Source organism: Sphingomonas changbaiensis NBRC 104936, assembly GCF_000974765.1.
Classification (GTDB): domain Bacteria; phylum Pseudomonadota; class Alphaproteobacteria; order Sphingomonadales; family Sphingomonadaceae; genus Sphingomonas_B; species Sphingomonas_B changbaiensis.
The window spans coordinates 134,989-152,712 of record NZ_BBWU01000051.1; the positions used below are offsets into that span (position 1 = coordinate 134,989).

Below are 17,724 nucleotides of genomic sequence, written 5' to 3' on the forward strand. Positions count from 1 at the left end.
GCTTTGATGTCCGACGCACGCATGTTCCCCCACCGCCATCTGCTCGGGATCGCGGGGCTCCAGCCGCACGAAATCATGTTCCTGCTGGATGAGGCCGAGCAATGGGTGGAGCTGAATCGGGCCACGTCCAAGCATGACGACCGGCTGCGCGGGCTGACGCTGATCAATGCCTTTTTCGAGAATTCGACGCGGACGCTGTTGAGCTTCGAGATCGCGGGGAAGCGGCTCGGCGCCGACGTCGTCAACATGCACGCCGCCCAGTCGAGCGTGAAGAAGGGCGAGACGCTGATCGACACTGCGATGACGCTGAACGCGATGCGGGCCGACATGCTCGTCATCCGTCACGCCAGCTCCGGCGCCGTGCAGCTGATCGCGGACAAGGTCGACTGTCCCGTGCTGAATGCCGGCGACGGCCGCCACGAGCACCCGACCCAGGCCTTGCTCGACGCGCTCACCATTCGGCGGCGCAAGGGCCGCGTTCATGGGCTGACCGTCGCCATCTGCGGCGACGTGCTGCACAGCAGGGTCGCCCGTTCGAACATCCTGTGCCTGACGTCTTTGGGCGCAGACGTGCGCGTAGTCGGGCCGCCGACGCTGATCCCCGCCGACGTCGCGCGGATGGGGGTGACGACCTTCACGGATTTCGATGCCGGGCTGGACGGCGCCGACGTGGTCATGATGCTGCGCCTGCAGATGGAGCGGATGACGGGCGGGTTCGTGCCCTCCTTACGCGAATATCACGCCTTCTGGGGCCTGACCCCAGAGCGCCTGGCCCACGCCAAGGCCGACGCGCTGGTGATGCACCCGGGACCAATGAACCGCGGCGTGGAGATCGCGTCCGGCATCGCCGACGATCCGGAGCGATCGGCAATCACCGAGCAGGTCGAAATGGGCGTTGCCGTCCGCATGGCCTGCCTGGACGTGCTGACCCGGCGTCGCCGCGGCGTGGAGGGCTGGGCATGAAGGCCTTCACCAATATCCGCCTGCCCGACGGCCGCGCCGCCAACGTCCTGATCGACGGCGAACGCATTGCCGGCATCGGCGGCGACCTTCCGGCCGGGGCTGAGGTCATCGACGGCGGCGGCAAGCTGCTGGCGCCCGGCATCGTCGATCTGGGCGTGTTCCGCGTCGATGCGCCCGCCTTCCGCTTCGGCGGCATCGTCCGGGCCGCCTTGATGCCCGACCAGTCGCCGCCGCTCGACGATCCCGGCCTGATCCAGCGCGCCGCCTATTCGGGCAAGCCCGACATCTGGGTGCACCCGCTCGCCGCCGCCACGCGCGGCCTGAAGGGCGAGGAGCTGGCCGAATTCGGCCTGATGAAGGCGGCCGGCGCGAAGGCGGTCGCAACCGGCCGCCATTGGATTCCGGATTCAGGCGTGATGCTGCGCGTGCTGAGCTATGCCTCGGCGTTCGGCCTGACCGTCGTCGCCCATGCCGAAGATGGCGGCCTGACCGCAAATGCCGTCGCGACCGCCGGAGAAACGGCGACCCGTCTCGGCCTTCCCGCGGCGCCGGCCGTTGCCGAAGCGATGGCAATCGCGCGCGATATCGCGCTTGCGGACATCAGCGGCGCCCGCATTCATTTCCGGCAGGTCACGACGCGCGCGGGCTTCGACCTGATCCGCGCCGCGAAAGCAAAGGGCCTGCCTGTCACCTGCGGCATCACGCCGGTGCACCTGTTCCTGTCGGACATGGCGGTCTCGGACTTCCGGACCTTCGCGCATCTGTCGCCGCCGCTGCAGAGCGAAGCCGACCGCCAGGCCGCGATCGAGGCGGTGCGCGACGGCACCATCGACGTGATCGCCTCAGGTCATGATCCGCGCGGGCCCGAAGACAAGCGGCTGCCTTTCGCCGATTCGGCGCCGGGCGCGGCGGGTGCGGAAACGCTGCTCGCGCTGTCGCTGAACCTCGTCCGGGATGGCGTGATCGGCCTGGAGCGGCTGTTCGAGCTGCTGGCGACCAATCCGTCGCGCATTCTGGGCCTGGACGGCGGCACGCTGGCCCCCGGCGCGCCGGCGGACCTGATCCTCGTCGATCAGGATGCCCCCTGGCGAGTCGATTCGGACAAGATGCGCGCGGCCGCCGGCAACACGCCGTTCGACAAGCTGCCGGTGCAAGGCCGCGTGCTCCGCCTGTTCAAAGGCGGCCGCGAGATCGCCTAGCGCGCCGCGAATTTCGGGCCGCTGCCGCGTTCCGCCCATTGCAGCGGCGCGTCGCCGGCCTGTTCGCGGACGAAGCATTGGCCGCCGCGCGTGCGGAAGGTCTCGCAGAAGCTCACCGCCGTCGCCCGCGTGTCGAAACCCGCGACCGACAGGCGGTAGAAGGTCCGCGAACCCTTGACGAACACGGCCGTGGACGGCGTGAACGCGCGGAAAGCGGCAATGCGCGTCGCCATGCGGCCCCAGGCATCCTCAGCCACGCCGACGCTGTCATAGGCGCCGAGCTGGACGACATAGCGCCCGCCCTCGGGCTGCACGAACGCAGCGCGTTGGAGGCTGGCAGCCGGCTTGAGGACGGCCGGCGCCGTGGCCGGCTCGGCGATCGCCTGCACGATTTCGGACCGCGGCCCGAATTTCACGGCCGGCTCCGGCGTCGCGAACAGCGCCTTCGCTTCGGCGGCGACGGTCTGCACCGCCGGCGCCTCGATCGTCTGCGGCTGCGGGACCGAGACTTCGGCGACCTCAGGTGCCGGCATTTCGGCGGCGGCCGTCTGGACCGGCTGCGCGTCGGCCATTGCGACCGGCGGCGGCGGGACCGAGGCTTCCGCCGTCTGCACCGGCGCTGCTGCCGTCACGTGCAGCGCCAGCCGCTCCGGCCGGCCGGAATCGTCGGTTGGTTGCACGCCGAGCAGCGACGCGACCTGTGCCGTCGGCCCGTTGTCGAGCGCGAACTGCGACCATTGCAGCATCCGCTGCGTCAGCATGTGCGGGTCGAGATCGTAGGAGGCCATCACCTTGGCTTCGGCCCAACGGCCGGCAAGCGCGTAGGAAAGGGCGAGGTTCTGGCGGGTCTTTGCATCCGCGCCGCCGCTCCGCACCGCCGCCTCGAGCAGCGCCACGCCGGCCTGCGGATCGCCGGCAAGGGCCAGCGCGAGACCGCGGTCACCTGGAGCGATCGCGGTGCCATATTTGCCGAGCACCGCGCGCGCGCCGTCCCGGTCGCCGGCACCGATCCGCGCCAGCGCAAGGTTCAGCGCCGCACCGTTCTGCGCCGGATCGAGTTCCAGCGCGTCGGCGAAGCTTGTCGCCGCGGAATGGAAACGGCCGCTCTGCAAATAAGCGCGGCCGAGCAGCACCCGGTAATTCGCGTCGCGTGGGGCAGCGGCGACCGCCGCTTCCGCCTCGGAGACCGCGGTCGCGGGCTTGTTCTTGTCGAGCGCCTTTTCCGAACGGAGCGCAGACTTCGCCGCATCGCTGATCTGCGCCGCGTGCGCGGCCGCCGACAGGACGATGACGGAAGCGGCTGCGAACCGCAGCATCGACGATTTAGGCATGACCCTTCCCCGGATTGCGCCCGGCCTTGGCGACCATCTCGTCGAGACCAGGCATCGAATTCAGGAGCTCGTCGAGCGCTTCCGTCACCAGGCGCTGCGACGAACGCCGCTGCAGTGCGGAGGCGAGGCGCAGCCGCAGGTGCCGCTCTTCGTCCAGACGCAGCGTGAACGCCGCCTTGTGGCCGTTGAGCGCGACACTCTGCCGCGGGGCGCGCGGCTTGGCGGCCGGCTTATCCGTGACCGGCGGCGGCGCGCTGAAGGTCGCGGCCAATGCTTCCTGCTGGTGAACGACCGCGGGCGCGTCGGCGGGTGCCGGACGCGGCGTGTCGAACCCCATGTCGTTCCAGCCCAGGTCTTCCTGCGGCGTACCGAATCCGTTGAACCCCTGCGGGCGCATCGCAGGCTTTGCCTGACCCTTGCGTGCGAGCAGCGAGGAACTGAGCGAAGCGAACGGCTTTGCTTCCATGTCCGCGCCCCCTTACTGGCCGACGACGCGACGGCCGAAGCCGCCGGCCTGGCGCTGCGTGCCTGCAGCGGAACTTGCGCCCGGCACGCTGAACACGGTGCGACGGAAATTCTTTTCCAGCCGGTCGGAGATGTAGCTCCACAGGCCTTCGACTTCCTGCGCCGACTTGCCCTTCGGATCGACCTCCATCACCGTGCGGCCGTCGATCATCGAGGCGGCGAAATCGGTGCGCTGGTGGATCGTCACCGGCGCGACGGTGCCGTGCTGCGACAGCGCGACGGCGGCTTCGGCGGTGATCTTGGCCTTGGGCGTCGCCGCGTTCACGACGAACATCAGCGACTTGCCGGCGCGATCGCACAGGTCGACCGTCGCGCCGACGGCGCGCAGGTCGTGCGGGCTCGGCCGGGTCGGGATCACGATCAGCTCGGCGACGGCGATCACGCTCTGGATCGCCATCGTGATCGCCGGCGGCGTGTCGATGACGGCGAGCTTGAAGCCCTGCTGCCGCAGGATATCGAGGTCGCTCGCCAGCCGGGCGACGGTGGTCTGGGCGAAGGCGGGCAGTTCCGCCTCACGCTCGTTCCACCAGTCGGCGAGCGAGCCCTGGGGGTCGATGTCGATCAGCACGACGGGGCCTGCGCCCGCCAGCTGGGCCTGCACGGCGAGATGGCCGGATAGGGTCGTTTTGCCCGATCCGCCCTTCTGCGATGCCATTGCGAGTACGCGCATAGGATCCCTTCGGCGTATGGTGTTCCGAACCCGAAGTCGCACCCAGAGGCTAAGATGTGGTTAAGCGCGCGGGCCAACTTTCCCGGCGCGCGCTTCGCCTCTAAGGCTGCGGGATGCTTACTCCTGCCCAGGCCGATCAGCTTGTCCGCGACGGCGTCGCCGCCATGCAACGCGGCGACGGCACGAGCGCCCGGCGCGCGTTCGAGCAGGTAGCGTCCGCGGGAAACGGCATCGCGCCGCCCTGGCTGCTGATCGCCCAAGCCTGCCGCCTCCAACGGGACGAAGACGCCGAGCTTGCGGCGCTCGACAGATTGCTCGCCGACCAGCCGCGGCACCTGCGCGGGCTGATCATGAAGGGCGATCTGTTCGGCCGCCGCGGCGACCTGCGCGCGGCGCATAGCTTCTATCGGGTCGCGCTCGGCGTTGCGCAGAACACGCCCAACCTGCCGCCAAGCCTTGCGGCCGAGGCGCAGCGAATCGCGGCGGAGCTCCAGCGCGGCCAGGGCGATTATCGCGCGCATCTCGACCAGGCGCTGGCAGCGGCGGGCTTTGCGGGCGCGGCGCTCAAGCCCCGCGTTCGCGATGCAGTGGAGATCGCCAGCGGCGAGAAGCAGCTCTACCTGCAGCAGCCGACCAGCTTCTATTTCCCCGGCCTGCCGCAGATCCAATTCTATGAGCGCGAGGCGTTCGATTGGGTACCGGCGGTCGAGGCGCAGACCTCTGCGATCCGCGCCGAACTGGACGCCGTGCTGGCCGAAACCCACGATTTCCCGCCCTATGCGGAAGACGAACCCAATCGGCCGAACAAGTCGCATTCATTGGTCGACAATCGCGACTGGGGCGCCTTCCACCTGCTGAAGGGGGCACCGGTCGAACCGAATGCCTCCAAGTGCCCGAAGACAATCGCCGCGCTGAAGGCCGCGCCGCAGCCGGTGATCCGCGGCCGGTCGCCAATGGCGCTGTTCTCGCTGCTGAAGCCGGGCGCCCATATCTTCGCGCACAACGGCCTGCTCAACACCCGGCTGATCTGCCACCTGCCGCTGATCGTGCCCGATGGCTGCCGCTTCCGCGTCGGCAACGAAGTGCGTCAGTGGGAAGAAGGCAAATTGCTGATTTTCGACGATTCGATCGAGCACGAAGCGTGGAACGACGGCACCTCCCGCCGCGTGGTGCTGCTGTTCGAGATCTGGCGCCCCGAGATCGACGAAGAGGAACGCGCCGCGCTCACGGCCCTGTTCGAAGCGATCGACGAATTCCGAGGCGCCCCGCTGGATGTGAGCTCCTGAACCACCCTCTCCCTACAGGGGAGAGGGCGACTCGGCCCTGCGGGGCCGAGCGGGGAGAGGGTTCCTGTGGTACGCGGCCAACCACCCTCTCCTAGCTGCGCTAGGCAGTCCTTCGACAAGCTCAGGACTGCCAAGCTCCGCTGTTCCTCTCCCCTCAAGGGAGAGGAAGGCTCGTAACCCACTCCCCACGCGGTACGCCCAGGCCGTGGAGCACCGCCGTCAAATCTCCGAAGCGCACCGCCGCGTCGGCCGCTGCCACCACCGCCGGCTTGCCGTGATAGGCAATGCCGAAGCCGGCGGCCTGGAGCATCGGAATGTCGTTCGCGCCATCGCCGATCGCGACCACGGCGGCCGGGTCGATCCCCTGGTCCAGCAACTCCGCACGCTTTGCCTCGGCCCCGAGCACCGGGTCCGCAACCGTCCCGTCCAACGTGCCGGCGCTCACGCCGAGGATATTGGCGCGCCCTTCGTCAAACCCGATCGCCTGCGCGACCCGTTCGGCGAAGACGGTGAACCCGCCCGACACCAGCAGCGTCCGCACGCCCCGCGCGCGCAGAGTCCGCACCAGCGTCGTCGCGCCCGGCATGATCCGCACGCGCTCGTCATGGCAGCGGCCGAGAACGGCCGTGTCCAGCCCGGCAAGCAGCTTCACCCGCGCCCGCAGCGAGCCGGCGAAATCCAGCTCCCCGCGCATCGCCGCTTCGGTGATCTGGGCAACCTGGGGCTTCACGCCGGCATAGTCGGCCAGCTCGTCGATGCATTCGACGGTGATCATCGTCGAATCCATGTCCGCAACCAGCAGCCGCGGCGCCGGCGCATCGACGGGGCGGACGAAGATGTCGGCCGGAAGCTGCTCGAGAACCCGGCGGGCCTCGACCGGATCTCCGTCGAAGGACATGCGCCACACCTGCGGCTCGACGGCCTCGACCGCGCGCGCGCCCGGCATTCGCGGAAGTGACTGCTCCGTTAACCATTCCGCTGCTACGACTGTCGCGATGAACACGCCCGACCTCCCGCCGCTGGCGCTCATCGCAGGGCCGACTGCCAGCGGCAAGAGCGCGCTCGCGCTGGCGCTTGCCGAGCGGGCGGACGTCACGATCATCAATGCCGATTCAGCCCAGGTCTATCGCGACCTGCGCATTCTCTCCGCGCGCCCCGACGAGCTCGACATGGCGGCCGCTCCGCACCGGCTGTTCGGCTATATCGACGGCGCCGAAGCCTGCTCGGCCGCGCGCTGGGCGACGGATGCGCGCGCCGAAATCGCAAAAGCCCATGACGCCGGCCACCTTCCCGTCCTGGTTGGCGGCACCGGCCTTTACATCCGCACGCTGCTGAACGGCATCGCCCCGATTCCGGAGATCGAGCCCGCGATCCGCGCCGCCGTCCGCGGCATGGCCGTCGACGCCGCGCACATCGCGCTTCGCCAGGAAGACCCGGAAAGCGCGGCCCGGCTGGCGCCTGCCGACACCACCCGCGTCCAGCGCGCGCTGGAAGTGGTGCGCTCGACAGGCCAGCCGCTCGCCTATTGGCATCAGCGGCGGACCGGGGGGATCGGCTCCTTGATGCAGCTTCGCCCGTTGGTCCTCGTGCCCCCGCGCGAATGGCTGGTGCAGCGCAGCGATACCCGTTTCGTCGGCATGGTCGAAAGCGGGGCGATCGACGAGGTCGAGCGCCTGCTGATGCGCCGCCTCGATCCCGACCTGCCCGTCATGCGCGCGATCGGGGTCCGCGAAATCTCCGCCTGGCTGCACGGCGAGATGACCCGCGGCGAAATGGTGACCGCCGGCCGCCTCGCCACGCGCCAATATGCAAAGCGCCAATACACCTGGTTTCGCCACCAGGCGCCGGAGGACTGGCAGCGGATCGAGGAGCCGCTGACGCCGTATCTGACCGAACGGCTGGCCAGGCAGCTGATCGGATAGGATCGAAAATATCCGAAAAGTTGGTTTGCCTTTAACAAAGTTGCTGCTACCGAGCAGTCGATGACTCGGGCCGCCCTTCTTCGCGACTGCCGCAGCGCCGCCGGCGCCGTGGTCGCGCGCGCGCTCGTCCTCTCCGTACGGAACCTTATTATTATCCCCTGATTCGCCGTCCGGAGCCTATGGCCACATGCAGGCCGCTCGGTTCTCCGGGCGGCCTTTTTCTTCGCCCTCGTCTATTGCTGCCAGCAATAAAGTTACGCGTGCGGGCCCCATCGAATCGTTTTCGATCTCCAAGCGGCGCCTGCAAACAAGGTTGATGAAGATGCCACGAGAATTGAGCGGAGCCGATATCCTGGTCCAGGCGCTGACGGATCTCGGCGTCGAACACGTCTTCGGCTATCCGGGCGGCGCGGTGCTGCCGATCTACGACGCGCTGTTCCGGCAGTCGCGGATCAAGCACATCCTCGTCCGCCACGAGCAGGCGGCGACCCACGCGGCCGAAGGCTATGCGCGCTCGACCGGCAAGCCCGGCGTCGTGCTCGTCACCTCCGGGCCCGGCGCGACCAACGCAGTGACCGGCATCACCGACGCGCTGCTCGATTCGATCCCGATAGTGGTCATCACCGGCCAGGTGCCGACCGCGCTGATCGGCACGGACGCGTTCCAGGAAGCCGACACCGTCGGCATCACGCGTCACTGCACCAAGCATAATTATCTGGTGAAGGACCCGGCGCAGCTCGGCACCGTCGTGCACGAGGCCTTCCATATCGCGATCTCCGGCCGCCCCGGTCCGGTCGTCATCGACGTGCCGAAAGACGTGCAGGTCGCGACGGCCACCTACCGCACGCCGGGCACCATCCAGCACAAGACCTACCGGCCGCAGGTCAAGCCGGACACCGCGCTCGTCGAAGCGGCCGTCGAGATGCTGGCGGCCGCCGAACGGCCGATCCTCTACACCGGCGGCGGCGTCATCAACTCAGGGCCGTGCGCCAGCATGCTGTTGCAGGAACTGGCCCGCATCACCGGCGCGCCGGTCACCTCGACGCTGATGGGGCTGGGTGCGCTGCCGGCCTCGTCCGACCAGTGGCTCGGCATGCTCGGCATGCACGGCACTTATGAAGCGAACATGGCGATGCACGATGCCGACCTGATGGTCTGCCTCGGCGCGCGGTTCGACGATCGCGTCACCGGCCGGCTCGACGCCTTCAGCCCGCGATCGAAAAAGATCCACGTCGACATCGATCGCTCCTCGATCAACAAGACCGTCCGCGTCGATCTCGGCATCGTCGGCGATGTCGGCCGCACGCTCGAGGACATGGTCCGCATCTGGAAAGCCCGCGGCCATCAGAAGAACGACCTGACCGGCTGGTGGCGGCAGATCGGCGAATGGCGCGCGAAGGACTGTCTCGGCTTTCCGGAGGACGGGCCCGAGATCATGCCTCAACGCGCAATTCGCGCGCTCTATGAAGCGACCCGGCAGAGGAAACCGATCGTCACCACCGAAGTCGGCCAGCACCAGATGTGGGCGGCGCAGCATTTCGGCTTCGAGCGGCCGAACAAGTGGCTGACCTCAGGCGGGCTCGGCACGATGGGCTATGGCCTGCCCGCCGCGATCGGCGCGCAGATCGGCAATCCGCAGGCACTGGTGATCGACATTGCCGGCGAGGCCTCGATCCAGATGAACATCCAGGAGCTGGCGACCGCGAGCCAGTACCGGCTGCCGGTCAAGATCTTCATCCTGAACAACGAATATATGGGCATGGTCCGCCAGTGGCAGGACCTGACCTATGAGGGCCGCCATTCGGAAAGCTATTCGGAAGCGCTGCCCGATTTCGTGAAGCTCGCCCAGGCCTATGGCTGGACCGGGCTGCGCATCGAGCGCCCGGACGAACTCGAGGGCGGCATCGCGATGATGCTCGACACGCCGGGCCCGGTGCTGGTCGATTGCCGCGTGGCCAAGCTCGCCAACTGCCTGCCGATGATCCCGTCGGGCGCCGCGCACACCGACATGATCCTGCAGGAAACCCAGGTCTCCGGCACCATGGACGATGAAGCGAAGGCGCTGGTCTGATGGGGCCCGCGATCAAATTTAGCCCCTCCCCTTCAGGGGAGGGGAAAGGGGTGGGGAAGCAGACGGAGCGGCTCGATGCCGCTTCGGCTGCTGCGACGCCGGCACGGCAGAGTCTTTTGGGCGCGCAGACGCGCGCACCCACCCCAACCCCTCCCTTAAAAGGGAGGGGCTAAGCTCATGCACATCCACCCCGAACTTCACGAGCGGCACACCCTGTCCGTCACCGTGGACAATGAAGCCGGCATCCTCGCCCGGATCGCGGGCATGTTTTCCGCGCGCGGCTACAATATCGAAAGCCTGACCGTCGCCGACGTGACGGAAGACGAGAGCGTCAGCCGGATCACGATCGTCACCTCGGGCGCGCCGGCGAATATCGAGCAGATCATCGCCCAGCTCGACCGGCTGGTGCCGGTACACAAGGTGAACGACCTGACCGCGCTCGGCCCGCATGTCGAACGCGAGCTGGCGCTGGTGAAGGTCGCAGGCGCGGGCGACCATCGGATCGAGGCGCTCCGCCTGGCCGACGTCTACCGCGCCCGCGTGGTCGACGCGACGACCGGCAGCTTCGTCTTCGAAGTGACCGGCAGTTCCGAAAAGCTCGACACCTTCATCGGCCTGATGCGGGAGGTCGGGCTCGTCGAAGTCGCCCGCACCGGCGTCGTCGCCATCGCCCGCGGGCGGGAGGCGGTGTAAGCGAACAGAATAGAAGAAGGGAGGCCTTCGACAAGCTCAGGCCAAACCGAGCTTGTGTTGACTTCCTCACTTGCCACGGTTTGGGCTGAGCTTGTCGAAGCCCTCCCTTTCTTTTCAAAACTCAGGGAGCAAAGAATGCGCGTTTATTACGACCGGGACGCCGATATCGGCCTGATCAAGGGCAAGAAGATCGCCGTCCTCGGCTATGGCAGCCAGGGCCATGCCCATGCCCTCAACCTGCGGGATTCGGGCGTCGCCGAGGTCGCCGTCGCCCTCCGTCCCGGCTCCGCGACCGCGAAGAAGGCGGAAGCCGCGGGCTTCAAGGTTCTGTCCAACGCCGAAGCGGCGACATGGGCGGACCTGATCATGATCCTCGCGCCCGACGAGCATCAGGCGGCGATTTATGCCGAGGACCTTGCTCCGAACATGAAGCAGGGCGCCGCGCTTGCCTTCGCGCACGGCCTCAACATCCATTTCGGCCTGATCGAGCCGCGCGCCGATCTGGACGTAATCATGATCGCACCCAAGGGGCCCGGCCACACGGTCCGCTCCGAATATCTGCGCGGCGGCGGTGTGCCCTGCCTCGTCGCGGTTCAGCAGGACGCATCCGGCAATGCGCACGACCTCGCCCTCGCCTACGCTTCGGCGATCGGTGGCGGCCGCTCCGGCGTGATCGAGACCAATTTCCGCGAGGAGTGCGAGACCGACCTGTTCGGCGAGCAGGCCGTGCTGTGCGGCGGCCTGACCCATCTGATCACCGCCGGGTTCGAGACCTTGGTGGAGGCCGGCTACGCGCCCGAAATGGCCTATTTCGAGTGCCTCCACGAAGTGAAGCTGATCGTCGACCTGATGTATGAAGGCGGCATCGCCAACATGCGCTATTCGATCTCGAACACCGCCGAATATGGCGACATCACCACCGGCCCGCGCATCATCACCGACGAGACCAAGCGCGAGATGAAGCGGGTGCTGGACGATATCCAGGCCGGCCGTTTCGTCTCCAGGTTCGTGCTCGACAACCGCGCCGGGCAGCCCGAGCTGAAGGCTGCCCGCAAGCGCGCCGCGGCCCATCCGATCGAAAAGGTCGGCGCCGAGCTCCGCGCCATGATGCCCTGGATCGGCGCCAACAAGCTGGTCGACAAGGAGAAGAACTGAAAGACCTCGTCATGCCGGACTTGATCCGGCATCCACCTTCTTCAAGAAGTGAGGTGGACCCCGGCTCAAGGCCGGGGTGACGAGGAGAGAAGCAATGCGCCTAGCCTATGCCGCCGCTCTGGCCCTTGCGTCGACTATTGCCGTCGCCCAGGCGCCGATGTCGAGGCCGGGGTCTCCGAACCCGGCGGCGGTGACCGGCGGGACCTACAAGGCCGATCCCGATCACACGCTGGTCGTGTGGACCGTCGATCACCTTGGCTTCACGCCGTACACGGGCATCTTCGGCGGCGTGACCGGCACGCTGACGCTCGATCCGAAGAACCCGAATGCGGCCAAGGTCGACGTCAGCACCCCGGTCTCGAAAGTGACGACTGCCAGCGCCGGCCTGACCGACCACCTGCTCCGCGCCGGCAAGGATGGCGGCAAGCCCGATTTTTTCGGCGCCAACCCCGCAGACGCGCGCTTCGTCTCGACCCGCGTGACTGCGAATGGCGACAAGGCCAGCATCACCGGCAATCTGACGCTGAACGGCGTCACCAGGCCGGTCACGCTCGACGCGACCTTCTACGGCGCGGGCAAGATGCCGCCGGAAATGGGCGGCCAGGAAAATGTCGGCTTCCGCGCGACCGCGAGGATCAAGCGCAGCGATTTCGGCGTGTCGATGGGCATTCCGCTCGTTTCCGATGACGTCGCGCTCGAGATCGCGGCCGCGTTCCAGAAGTGAGCGCGGACGAACCGGAAGGGCGCGCCGGCGTCGGCCGGATCGAGGCCTTTTCCGACGGCGTGATCGCGATCATCATCACGATCATGGTGCTGGAGCTGCACCCGCCCGTGTCCGAGCGGATGGATCAGCTCTGGAGCCTCTGGCCGGTCTTTCTCGCCTATGTGCTGAGCTACGCCTATGTCGCGATCTACTGGGTGAACCATCACCGCATGTTCGCGCATGCGACGCATGTCTCCAACGCGCTGCTCTGGTCGAACATCCTGCTGCTGTTCACCCTGTCGCTCGTCCCGTTTTCGACTTCCTATCTGGGCGAGCACCATATCGGGCGCAACGCGACCATCCTCTATCTCGGCACGATGCTGCTGCCGTCGATTGCCTATGCGTGGCTGCAGCGGGTCATCCGCCGGACGGGGCGGCAGACGGAGGCGGCGCTCGCCTATCACCGCCAGACGCTGCGCAAGGGCGCGCTCAGCAGCTTTCTTTACCTGCTCGGGATGCCGCTGACTCTGGTTTCGCCATGGCTCGGCATCGCCTGTGCTGCCGTGGTCGCCCTTCTGTGGATCCTGCCGAGCGGTCCGGCGGACCGATTATTCGGCGGCCGGGCCTAGACATCCTTAACCCGCAACGGCTAACCCGCACGCGATGACCGCGCTTCGCGCCCTTCTTCTTCGACTTACGCGCCCTTAGGCGCGTCGTTTCCGCGCGCGGGTCCGTCCCGCGGGTAAGCGCCTAAGGGCCCATCAGACCCCGCTGTTCCCGCCCGAGGAAGACACCCATGTTGCGCGATCCGTCCGTCAAATACCGTCCGTTTCCCCAAGTTCCCCTCCCCGACCGGCAATGGCCCGGCCGGACCATCACCCAGGCGCCGCGCTGGCTGTCGACCGACATGCGCGACGGCAACCAGGCGCTGATCGACCCGATGGACGGCGAGAAGAAGCAGCGCTTCTTCGACCTGCTGGTGAAGATCGGCATCAAGGAGATCGAGGTCGGCTTCCCCTCCGCCGGGCAGACCGAATTCGACTTCATCTCCGGCCTTGTCCGCGCCGGCCGCATTCCCGACGACGTGACGATCCAGGTGCTGACCCAGTCCCGCCGCGACCTGATCGAGCGCAGCTTCGAAAGCCTGGAAGGCGCGAAGACCGCGATCGTGCATCTCTATAATGCCGTGTCGCCGTCATGGCGCCGGATCGTGTTCGGCCTCGACGTCGCCGGCGTGAAGGCGATCGCGGTCGAAGGCGCCTCGATCCTGCGCGACGAGGCGGCGAAGCGGCCGGAGACGGACTGGCGCTTCGAATATAGTCCCGAAACCTTCTCCACGGCCGAGCTGGACGTGTCGCTGGAGGTCTGCACGGCGGTGATGGACGTGCTGCGCCCCACTCGCGAACGCCCGATCATCTTCAACCTTCCGGCGACGGTCGAGGCTGCCACGCCCAACATCTATGCCGACCAGATCGAATATTTCTGCCGCAACATCCCCAATCGCGAGGCGGTGATCGTCTCGCTGCACACCCACAACGACCGCGGCACCGGCGTAGCGGCGACCGAGCTGGGCCTGCTCGCCGGCGCCGACCGGGTCGAGGGCTGCCTGCTCGGCAATGGCGAGCGCACCGGCAATGTCGACCTGGTGACGGTCGCGCTCAATATGTACTCGCAAGGGATCGATCCGGGGCTCGATTTCTCGAACATCGACGAGGTGGTGAACACGGTCGAATATTGCACCGCGATCAAGACGCACCCGCGCCAGCCCTATGCGGGCGAGCTGGTGTTCACCGCCTTTTCGGGTTCGCACCAGGACGCGATCAAGAAAGGCTTCGCTGCCCAGGCACAGCGTAACGACGAGACGTGGGACGTCCCCTATCTGCCGATCGACCCGGCCGATCTCGGCCGCTCGTACGAAGCAGTGATCCGCGTCAACTCCCAATCCGGCAAGGGCGGCGTCGCCTGGGTGCTGGAGCAGGACCGCGGGCTGAAGCTGCCGAAGCGCCTGCAGGCGGATTTCAGCCGCCACGTCCAGGCGCTCGCCGACGAGACCAGCCGCGAACTGAACGCCGAGGATATCTGGTCGGTATTCGAGACGACCTATCTGGCGCCCGGCCGTTTCGCGCTGATCGACTATCGCGAGCAGCAGGACGCCAGCAAGCGCATCTTCGCCGGCCGCATCGCCTGCGATGGTGAGGAACGCAGCGTCAGCGGCCGCGGCAACGGCCTGATCTCGTCGATCCTTGCCGCACTGCGCGAAAGCTACGGCATCGAGCTCGACGTCGCCGACTATAATGAGCACGCGATCGGCCACGGCGCCGATGCGCAAGCCGCCGCCTTTCTCGAATGCCGCACCCCGGATGGCCGCACGGTCTTCGGCGTCGGCATCGATTCGGACGTGGCGACGTCAAGCGTGCAAGCCGTGCTCGGCGCAGCGAACCGCCTCTAGCGCGGACCGGCTCGCTCGTCCCGAGCGAAGTCGAGGGGCGCTGCTCGGAGCCCTACGCCCCTCGACTTCGCGCTTCGCGCTTCGCTCGGGACGAGCGACAAAACCAGTGCGGTTACAAACGGTTCTAGCGCAAGCTGGTCGCGATCTTGACCGATTTGTCGGGCGAGCCGGAGAGCTGGACGAGGTAGCGGCCGGGCGCGACCTTGAAGGCGAGCATCTTCTGCACGCCCTGGCAGCCCTTCATCTTCGGCTCGGCCGCGAGCGCGAGCGGCTTGCCGGCGCGCACCAGGTCGACATAGGTCTTGTTGTCGACCGCCAGCTCGAGCGTTCCGGCCTTCGGCACGTCGATCGCCGCCAGCCCGGCATAGCCTTTGCGCGTCGCCTTGCCGGCCGCGAACGTCACCTGATCCTGCGGCAGCAATCCGATCTGCACCGCTCCGCCCGGTTTCAGGCCGAACTTCATCTCCGGCACGCGGGCCGCCAGATGCCGCTCCGGCTTCGCCCAATCCTGCGGTTTCGGGCAGCTTTGTGCCAAGGCCGGGCCGGAGCCCGCCAGCACCATCGCCGCAATCAGCACACGCATAGAACCTCCCCCTGCTGTTCAGCAGGGGGTCTAGCGCGTGATTTCAATGTTGCGAAGACGTTCCGGAAGCGGAACTTATGCGGCTTCGGCGTACTCGTCGTCGGTCTGGACCGGGCCCGAATCCTGACCCTTGGCCGAAACGTCGCGGTCGACGAACTCGATGATCGCGATCGGCGCCGCGTCCGAGGCGCGGATGCCGGCCTTGATGACGCGAGTATAGCCGCCGGCGCGCTCGGCGTAGCGCGGGCCGATCACGTCGAACAGCTTCTTCAGCTGCGTGTCGTCGAGGAGCCGCGCGTGGGCGAGACGGCGGTTCGACAGCCCGCCCTTCTTCGCCAGCGTCACCAGCTTTTCGACATAGGGCCGCAGCTCCTTCGCCTTGGCGACGGTGGTGGTGATCTGCTCGTGTTTGATCAGGGCAGCCGCCATGTTGCGGAACAGGGCTGCGCGGTGAGAGGCGGTGCGCTGAAGCTTACGGCCGCCGACGCGGTGACGCATGGTCTTTCCTTTCGTTCGTCAGGGCCCCGTATCAGGTAAGCCCAGCCAGGCGGCACCCGGATGGCATCCGCCGAAGCGCGGGCCTAAAGCGGAAGGAGCGCGAAAAGTCAACCGTTCAGAACCGCCGTGCGATCCCGGCGATCAGTTCCAGGTCGGGGCTGGCGCGGTTGAGGCCTGCGACCGCGCCGATATCGAATTGCGTGTTCGGCCCCGGCTGCCAGGCAAGCGATGCCTCTCCCAGCGCCCGCGTGCTGTGCCCGGCCGGATCGCGGTCGCGGATCAGCTGCGCCTCGACCGACATCGAAACCGCGGCAGTCAACGCGACCTGCACGCCCGCCGCGCTGCCCCAGGCGAGGTGACGACCGCTCCCGTCCTGATCGGGCGCGGCATCGATCTCAGGCGTCGCGATCAGCTGCGCGCCTTTGCCGAGGGAATAGCTGACCGGCAGCAGCAGTCCGGTGCTCCACGTGCCCGCCCCGATCGCCTGACCGCCGGTCGGGAGCGTCGCCACGGGCTTGAGTGCGATGGCCAGCCCACCGCCGCCGGGATTGAGCAGGCCGAGCTTCAGCGCGAGCGTCACGTCGCCGACACCCGCCATATGCATCACGCCCGACTCATCGCGCGTGCGGACCCTGCCGAACGCAGTCCAGCCGATCTGCGCTTCCAGCCGATCCGTCATCCCTGCCCGCATCAGCGTGTCGCCGACCAGCAGCGTGTCGACCCGGCTCCCCGGCTGACGATCGAGCGTCCAGTCGACCGCGCTCGATTCCAGCACGACATGACCGCGATCGACGATGCAGGGCGGCGTGTCGAGCCCCGGCCGCTCCGGGCAGAAATCCCGCTCCTCCGCCAGAGCAGGCGCCGACAGCGTGACCAGCGCCGCGATCAGGTGACGCACGCATTGGCTTCGGCTAGCAAAGGGCATGGCCACGCGCGCTCGTCCCCGTTCCGTTTCGCGTTCTCGCACCCGCTCCTTCCGCCCGTTCCGGTTCCTGATCAAGATGGTGATCGGGCTGATTCTGTTCTCGATCGCCTGGGTTGCCGTCTACCGCTTCGTGCCGCCGCCTTTCACGTTCACGATGCTGGGCGACGTGCTGTCGGGGCGCAGCGTCAACAAGGACTGGATGCCGCTCGACCGCATCGATCCGGACATGGCGCGCGCGGCGATTGCGGCCGAGGATTCCAAATTCTGCAGCCATCACGGCTTCGACGTCGACGCGATCGGCGCGGCGATGATGCGCAACGCGGCGGGCGGCCACATTATCCGGGGCGGCTCCACCATCAGCCAGCAGACCGCGAAGAACGCGTTTCTGTGGCAGGGCGGCGGCTATGTCCGCAAGGGAATGGAGGCCTGGTTCACCGTCCTGATCGAGGCGATCTGGGGCAAGCACCGGATCATGGAAGTCTATCTGAATGTCGCCGAGACAGGCATCGGCACCTATGGCGTCAACGCCGGGTCGCAGCGCTATTTCAAGCACGATGCCTCGCGGATGAGCCCGGTCGAAGCCGCGCGCATCGCCGCCGTCCTGCCGCTGCCGAAAAAGCGGCCCGGCGTGGCCCCGACCGGCTACACCCGCCGCTACGGCAACGCGATCGTCCGCCGCCTGGGCGTGGTGCGCCGCGAGGGACTGGATGCGTGTGTGCGGTAGGGTCGGACGTAAGCCCCTCTCCCGCTT

At 67.5% G+C, this 17,724-nt stretch carries 18 protein-coding genes; 11 read left to right on the plus strand and 7 right to left on the minus strand.

Annotated elements, in window-relative coordinates; all coding sequences use genetic code 11:
- Window positions 1-6: 6 nt before the first annotated feature.
- Both SCH01S_RS14680 and SCH01S_RS14685 read left to right on the plus strand, forming a co-directional pair.
- Window positions 7-963, plus strand: coding sequence for an aspartate carbamoyltransferase catalytic subunit (locus SCH01S_RS14680; RefSeq protein WP_046349563.1), 957 nt, complete (start codon window positions 7-9; stop codon window positions 961-963).
- On the plus strand, window positions 960-2,162 hold the full coding sequence (locus tag SCH01S_RS14685) for a dihydroorotase (RefSeq protein WP_046349564.1): 1,203 nt from the start codon (window positions 960-962) through the stop codon (window positions 2,160-2,162). The genes SCH01S_RS14680 and SCH01S_RS14685 overlap by 4 nt, the downstream gene beginning before the upstream one ends.
- On the opposite strand, the gene SCH01S_RS14690 is transcribed toward SCH01S_RS14685, so the two are convergent.
- From SCH01S_RS14690 to SCH01S_RS14700, 3 genes are read right to left on the minus strand one after another with little or no spacing between them, the layout of a single operon-like run.
- On the minus strand, window positions 2,159-3,493 hold the full coding sequence (locus SCH01S_RS14690; protein WP_084689598.1) for an SPOR domain-containing protein: 1,335 nt from the start codon (window positions 3,491-3,493) through the stop codon (window positions 2,159-2,161). The two genes, SCH01S_RS14685 and SCH01S_RS14690, sit on opposite strands and share 4 nt — an antisense overlap.
- A complete protein-coding gene (locus SCH01S_RS14695) occupies window positions 3,486-3,959 on the minus strand; it encodes a hypothetical protein (RefSeq protein ID WP_046349566.1) in 474 nt (157 codons plus the stop codon). The genes SCH01S_RS14690 and SCH01S_RS14695 overlap by 8 nt, the downstream gene beginning before the upstream one ends.
- A 12-nt stretch (window positions 3,960-3,971) precedes the next feature.
- Window positions 3,972-4,688 carry an AAA family ATPase gene (locus tag SCH01S_RS14700; RefSeq protein ID WP_046349567.1) on the minus strand — a complete coding sequence of 239 codons (717 nt, stop codon included), beginning with the start codon at window positions 4,686-4,688 and terminating at the stop codon, window positions 3,972-3,974.
- Window positions 4,689-4,801: 113 nt separating this feature from the next.
- Here SCH01S_RS14700 and SCH01S_RS14705 point away from each other — a divergent pair, with 113 nt between their 5' ends.
- Window positions 4,802-5,974, plus strand: a complete 1,173-nt coding sequence (locus SCH01S_RS14705; RefSeq protein ID WP_046349568.1) for an aspartyl/asparaginyl beta-hydroxylase domain-containing protein — start codon at window positions 4,802-4,804, stop codon at window positions 5,972-5,974.
- Between the two features lie 154 nt (window positions 5,975-6,128).
- Here the strand turns inward: SCH01S_RS14705 and serB are convergent, their stop codons facing one another.
- On the minus strand, window positions 6,129-6,920 hold the full coding sequence (serB, locus tag SCH01S_RS14710) for a phosphoserine phosphatase SerB (RefSeq protein ID WP_245612285.1): 792 nt from the start codon (window positions 6,918-6,920) through the stop codon (window positions 6,129-6,131).
- A gap of 49 nt (window positions 6,921-6,969) precedes the next feature.
- Between serB and miaA the strand changes: the two genes are divergently transcribed.
- The 7 genes from miaA to leuA all read left to right on the plus strand — a co-directional run bounded on the left by miaA (window position 6,970) and on the right by leuA (window position 14,967).
- Window positions 6,970-7,896: a tRNA (adenosine(37)-N6)-dimethylallyltransferase MiaA gene (miaA, locus tag SCH01S_RS14715; protein ID WP_046349570.1), complete on the plus strand. Its 927-nt coding sequence runs from the start codon at window positions 6,970-6,972 to the stop codon at window positions 7,894-7,896.
- 322 nt (window positions 7,897-8,218) lie between these two features.
- Window positions 8,219-9,967 carry an acetolactate synthase 3 large subunit gene (locus SCH01S_RS14720; RefSeq protein ID WP_046349603.1) on the plus strand — a complete coding sequence of 583 codons (1,749 nt, stop codon included), beginning with the start codon at window positions 8,219-8,221 and terminating at the stop codon, window positions 9,965-9,967.
- A 177-nt stretch (window positions 9,968-10,144) separates the two neighbouring features.
- A complete protein-coding gene (gene ilvN, locus SCH01S_RS14725) occupies window positions 10,145-10,660 on the plus strand; it encodes an acetolactate synthase small subunit (RefSeq protein WP_046349571.1) in 516 nt (171 codons plus the stop codon).
- A 135-nt stretch (window positions 10,661-10,795) separates the two neighbouring features.
- Entirely contained in the window at window positions 10,796-11,815 is a 1,020-nt protein-coding gene (gene ilvC, locus SCH01S_RS14730) for a ketol-acid reductoisomerase (protein WP_046349572.1), read from the plus strand.
- 94 nt (window positions 11,816-11,909) lie between these two features.
- A complete protein-coding gene (locus SCH01S_RS14735) occupies window positions 11,910-12,539 on the plus strand; it encodes a YceI family protein (RefSeq protein ID WP_046349573.1) in 630 nt (209 codons plus the stop codon).
- Window positions 12,536-13,147: a TMEM175 family protein gene (locus tag SCH01S_RS14740; protein ID WP_052733963.1), complete on the plus strand. Its 612-nt coding sequence runs from the start codon at window positions 12,536-12,538 to the stop codon at window positions 13,145-13,147. The genes SCH01S_RS14735 and SCH01S_RS14740 overlap by 4 nt, the downstream gene beginning before the upstream one ends.
- Window positions 13,148-13,314: 167 nt before the next feature.
- Window positions 13,315-14,967, plus strand: coding sequence for a 2-isopropylmalate synthase (gene leuA / locus SCH01S_RS14745; protein WP_046349574.1), 1,653 nt, complete (start codon window positions 13,315-13,317; stop codon window positions 14,965-14,967).
- Between the two features lie 124 nt (window positions 14,968-15,091).
- Here the strand turns inward: leuA and SCH01S_RS14750 are convergent, their stop codons facing one another.
- The 3 genes from SCH01S_RS14750 to SCH01S_RS14760 all read right to left on the minus strand — a co-directional run bounded on the left by SCH01S_RS14750 (window position 15,092) and on the right by SCH01S_RS14760 (window position 16,946).
- Window positions 15,092-15,550, minus strand: coding sequence for a hypothetical protein (locus SCH01S_RS14750; RefSeq protein WP_046349575.1), 459 nt, complete (start codon window positions 15,548-15,550; stop codon window positions 15,092-15,094).
- A 75-nt stretch (window positions 15,551-15,625) separates the two neighbouring features.
- A complete protein-coding gene (rplQ, locus tag SCH01S_RS14755) occupies window positions 15,626-16,048 on the minus strand; it encodes a 50S ribosomal protein L17 (protein ID WP_046349576.1) in 423 nt (140 codons plus the stop codon).
- A 115-nt stretch (window positions 16,049-16,163) separates the two neighbouring features.
- Window positions 16,164-16,946 carry a transporter gene (locus tag SCH01S_RS14760; protein ID WP_046349577.1) on the minus strand — a complete coding sequence of 261 codons (783 nt, stop codon included), beginning with the start codon at window positions 16,944-16,946 and terminating at the stop codon, window positions 16,164-16,166.
- 25 nt (window positions 16,947-16,971) lie between these two features.
- Here SCH01S_RS14760 and mtgA point away from each other — a divergent pair, with 25 nt between their 5' ends.
- Complete coding sequence (mtgA, locus tag SCH01S_RS14765) at window positions 16,972-17,697, plus strand: monofunctional biosynthetic peptidoglycan transglycosylase (RefSeq protein ID WP_084689601.1); 726 nt, start codon at window positions 16,972-16,974, stop codon at window positions 17,695-17,697.
- Window positions 17,698-17,724: the final 27 nt, after the last annotated feature.

Excerpts from the sequence above, each read along its gene's own strand:
- SCH01S_RS14690 (WP_084689598.1), bottom strand. The coding sequence starts at position 3,493 with ATGCCTAAATCGTCGATGCTGCGGTTCGCAGCCGCTTCCGTCATCGTC.
- SCH01S_RS14720 (WP_046349603.1), top strand. The coding sequence starts at position 8,219 with ATGCCACGAGAATTGAGCGGAGCCGATATCCTGGTCCAGGCGCTGACG.
- serB (WP_245612285.1), bottom strand. The coding sequence starts at position 6,920 with ATGCCGGGCGCGCGCGCGGTCGAGGCCGTCGAGCCGCAGGTGTGGCGC.
- mtgA (WP_084689601.1), top strand. The coding sequence starts at position 16,972 with ATGGCCACGCGCGCTCGTCCCCGTTCCGTTTCGCGTTCTCGCACCCGC.
- SCH01S_RS14685 (WP_046349564.1), top strand. The coding sequence starts at position 960 with ATGAAGGCCTTCACCAATATCCGCCTGCCCGACGGCCGCGCCGCCAAC.
- SCH01S_RS14680 (WP_046349563.1), top strand. The coding sequence starts at position 7 with ATGTCCGACGCACGCATGTTCCCCCACCGCCATCTGCTCGGGATCGCG.
- SCH01S_RS14700 (WP_046349567.1), bottom strand. The coding sequence starts at position 4,688 with ATGCGCGTACTCGCAATGGCATCGCAGAAGGGCGGATCGGGCAAAACG.
- SCH01S_RS14695 (WP_046349566.1), bottom strand. The coding sequence starts at position 3,959 with ATGGAAGCAAAGCCGTTCGCTTCGCTCAGTTCCTCGCTGCTCGCACGC.
- rplQ (WP_046349576.1), bottom strand. The coding sequence starts at position 16,048 with ATGCGTCACCGCGTCGGCGGCCGTAAGCTTCAGCGCACCGCCTCTCAC.
- leuA (WP_046349574.1), top strand. The coding sequence starts at position 13,315 with ATGTTGCGCGATCCGTCCGTCAAATACCGTCCGTTTCCCCAAGTTCCC.
- SCH01S_RS14735 (WP_046349573.1), top strand. The coding sequence starts at position 11,910 with ATGCGCCTAGCCTATGCCGCCGCTCTGGCCCTTGCGTCGACTATTGCC.
- miaA (WP_046349570.1), top strand. The coding sequence starts at position 6,970 with ATGAACACGCCCGACCTCCCGCCGCTGGCGCTCATCGCAGGGCCGACT.
- SCH01S_RS14750 (WP_046349575.1), bottom strand. The coding sequence starts at position 15,550 with ATGCGTGTGCTGATTGCGGCGATGGTGCTGGCGGGCTCCGGCCCGGCC.
- ilvC (WP_046349572.1), top strand. The coding sequence starts at position 10,796 with ATGCGCGTTTATTACGACCGGGACGCCGATATCGGCCTGATCAAGGGC.
- ilvN (WP_046349571.1), top strand. The coding sequence starts at position 10,145 with ATGCACATCCACCCCGAACTTCACGAGCGGCACACCCTGTCCGTCACC.
- SCH01S_RS14705 (WP_046349568.1), top strand. The coding sequence starts at position 4,802 with ATGCTTACTCCTGCCCAGGCCGATCAGCTTGTCCGCGACGGCGTCGCC.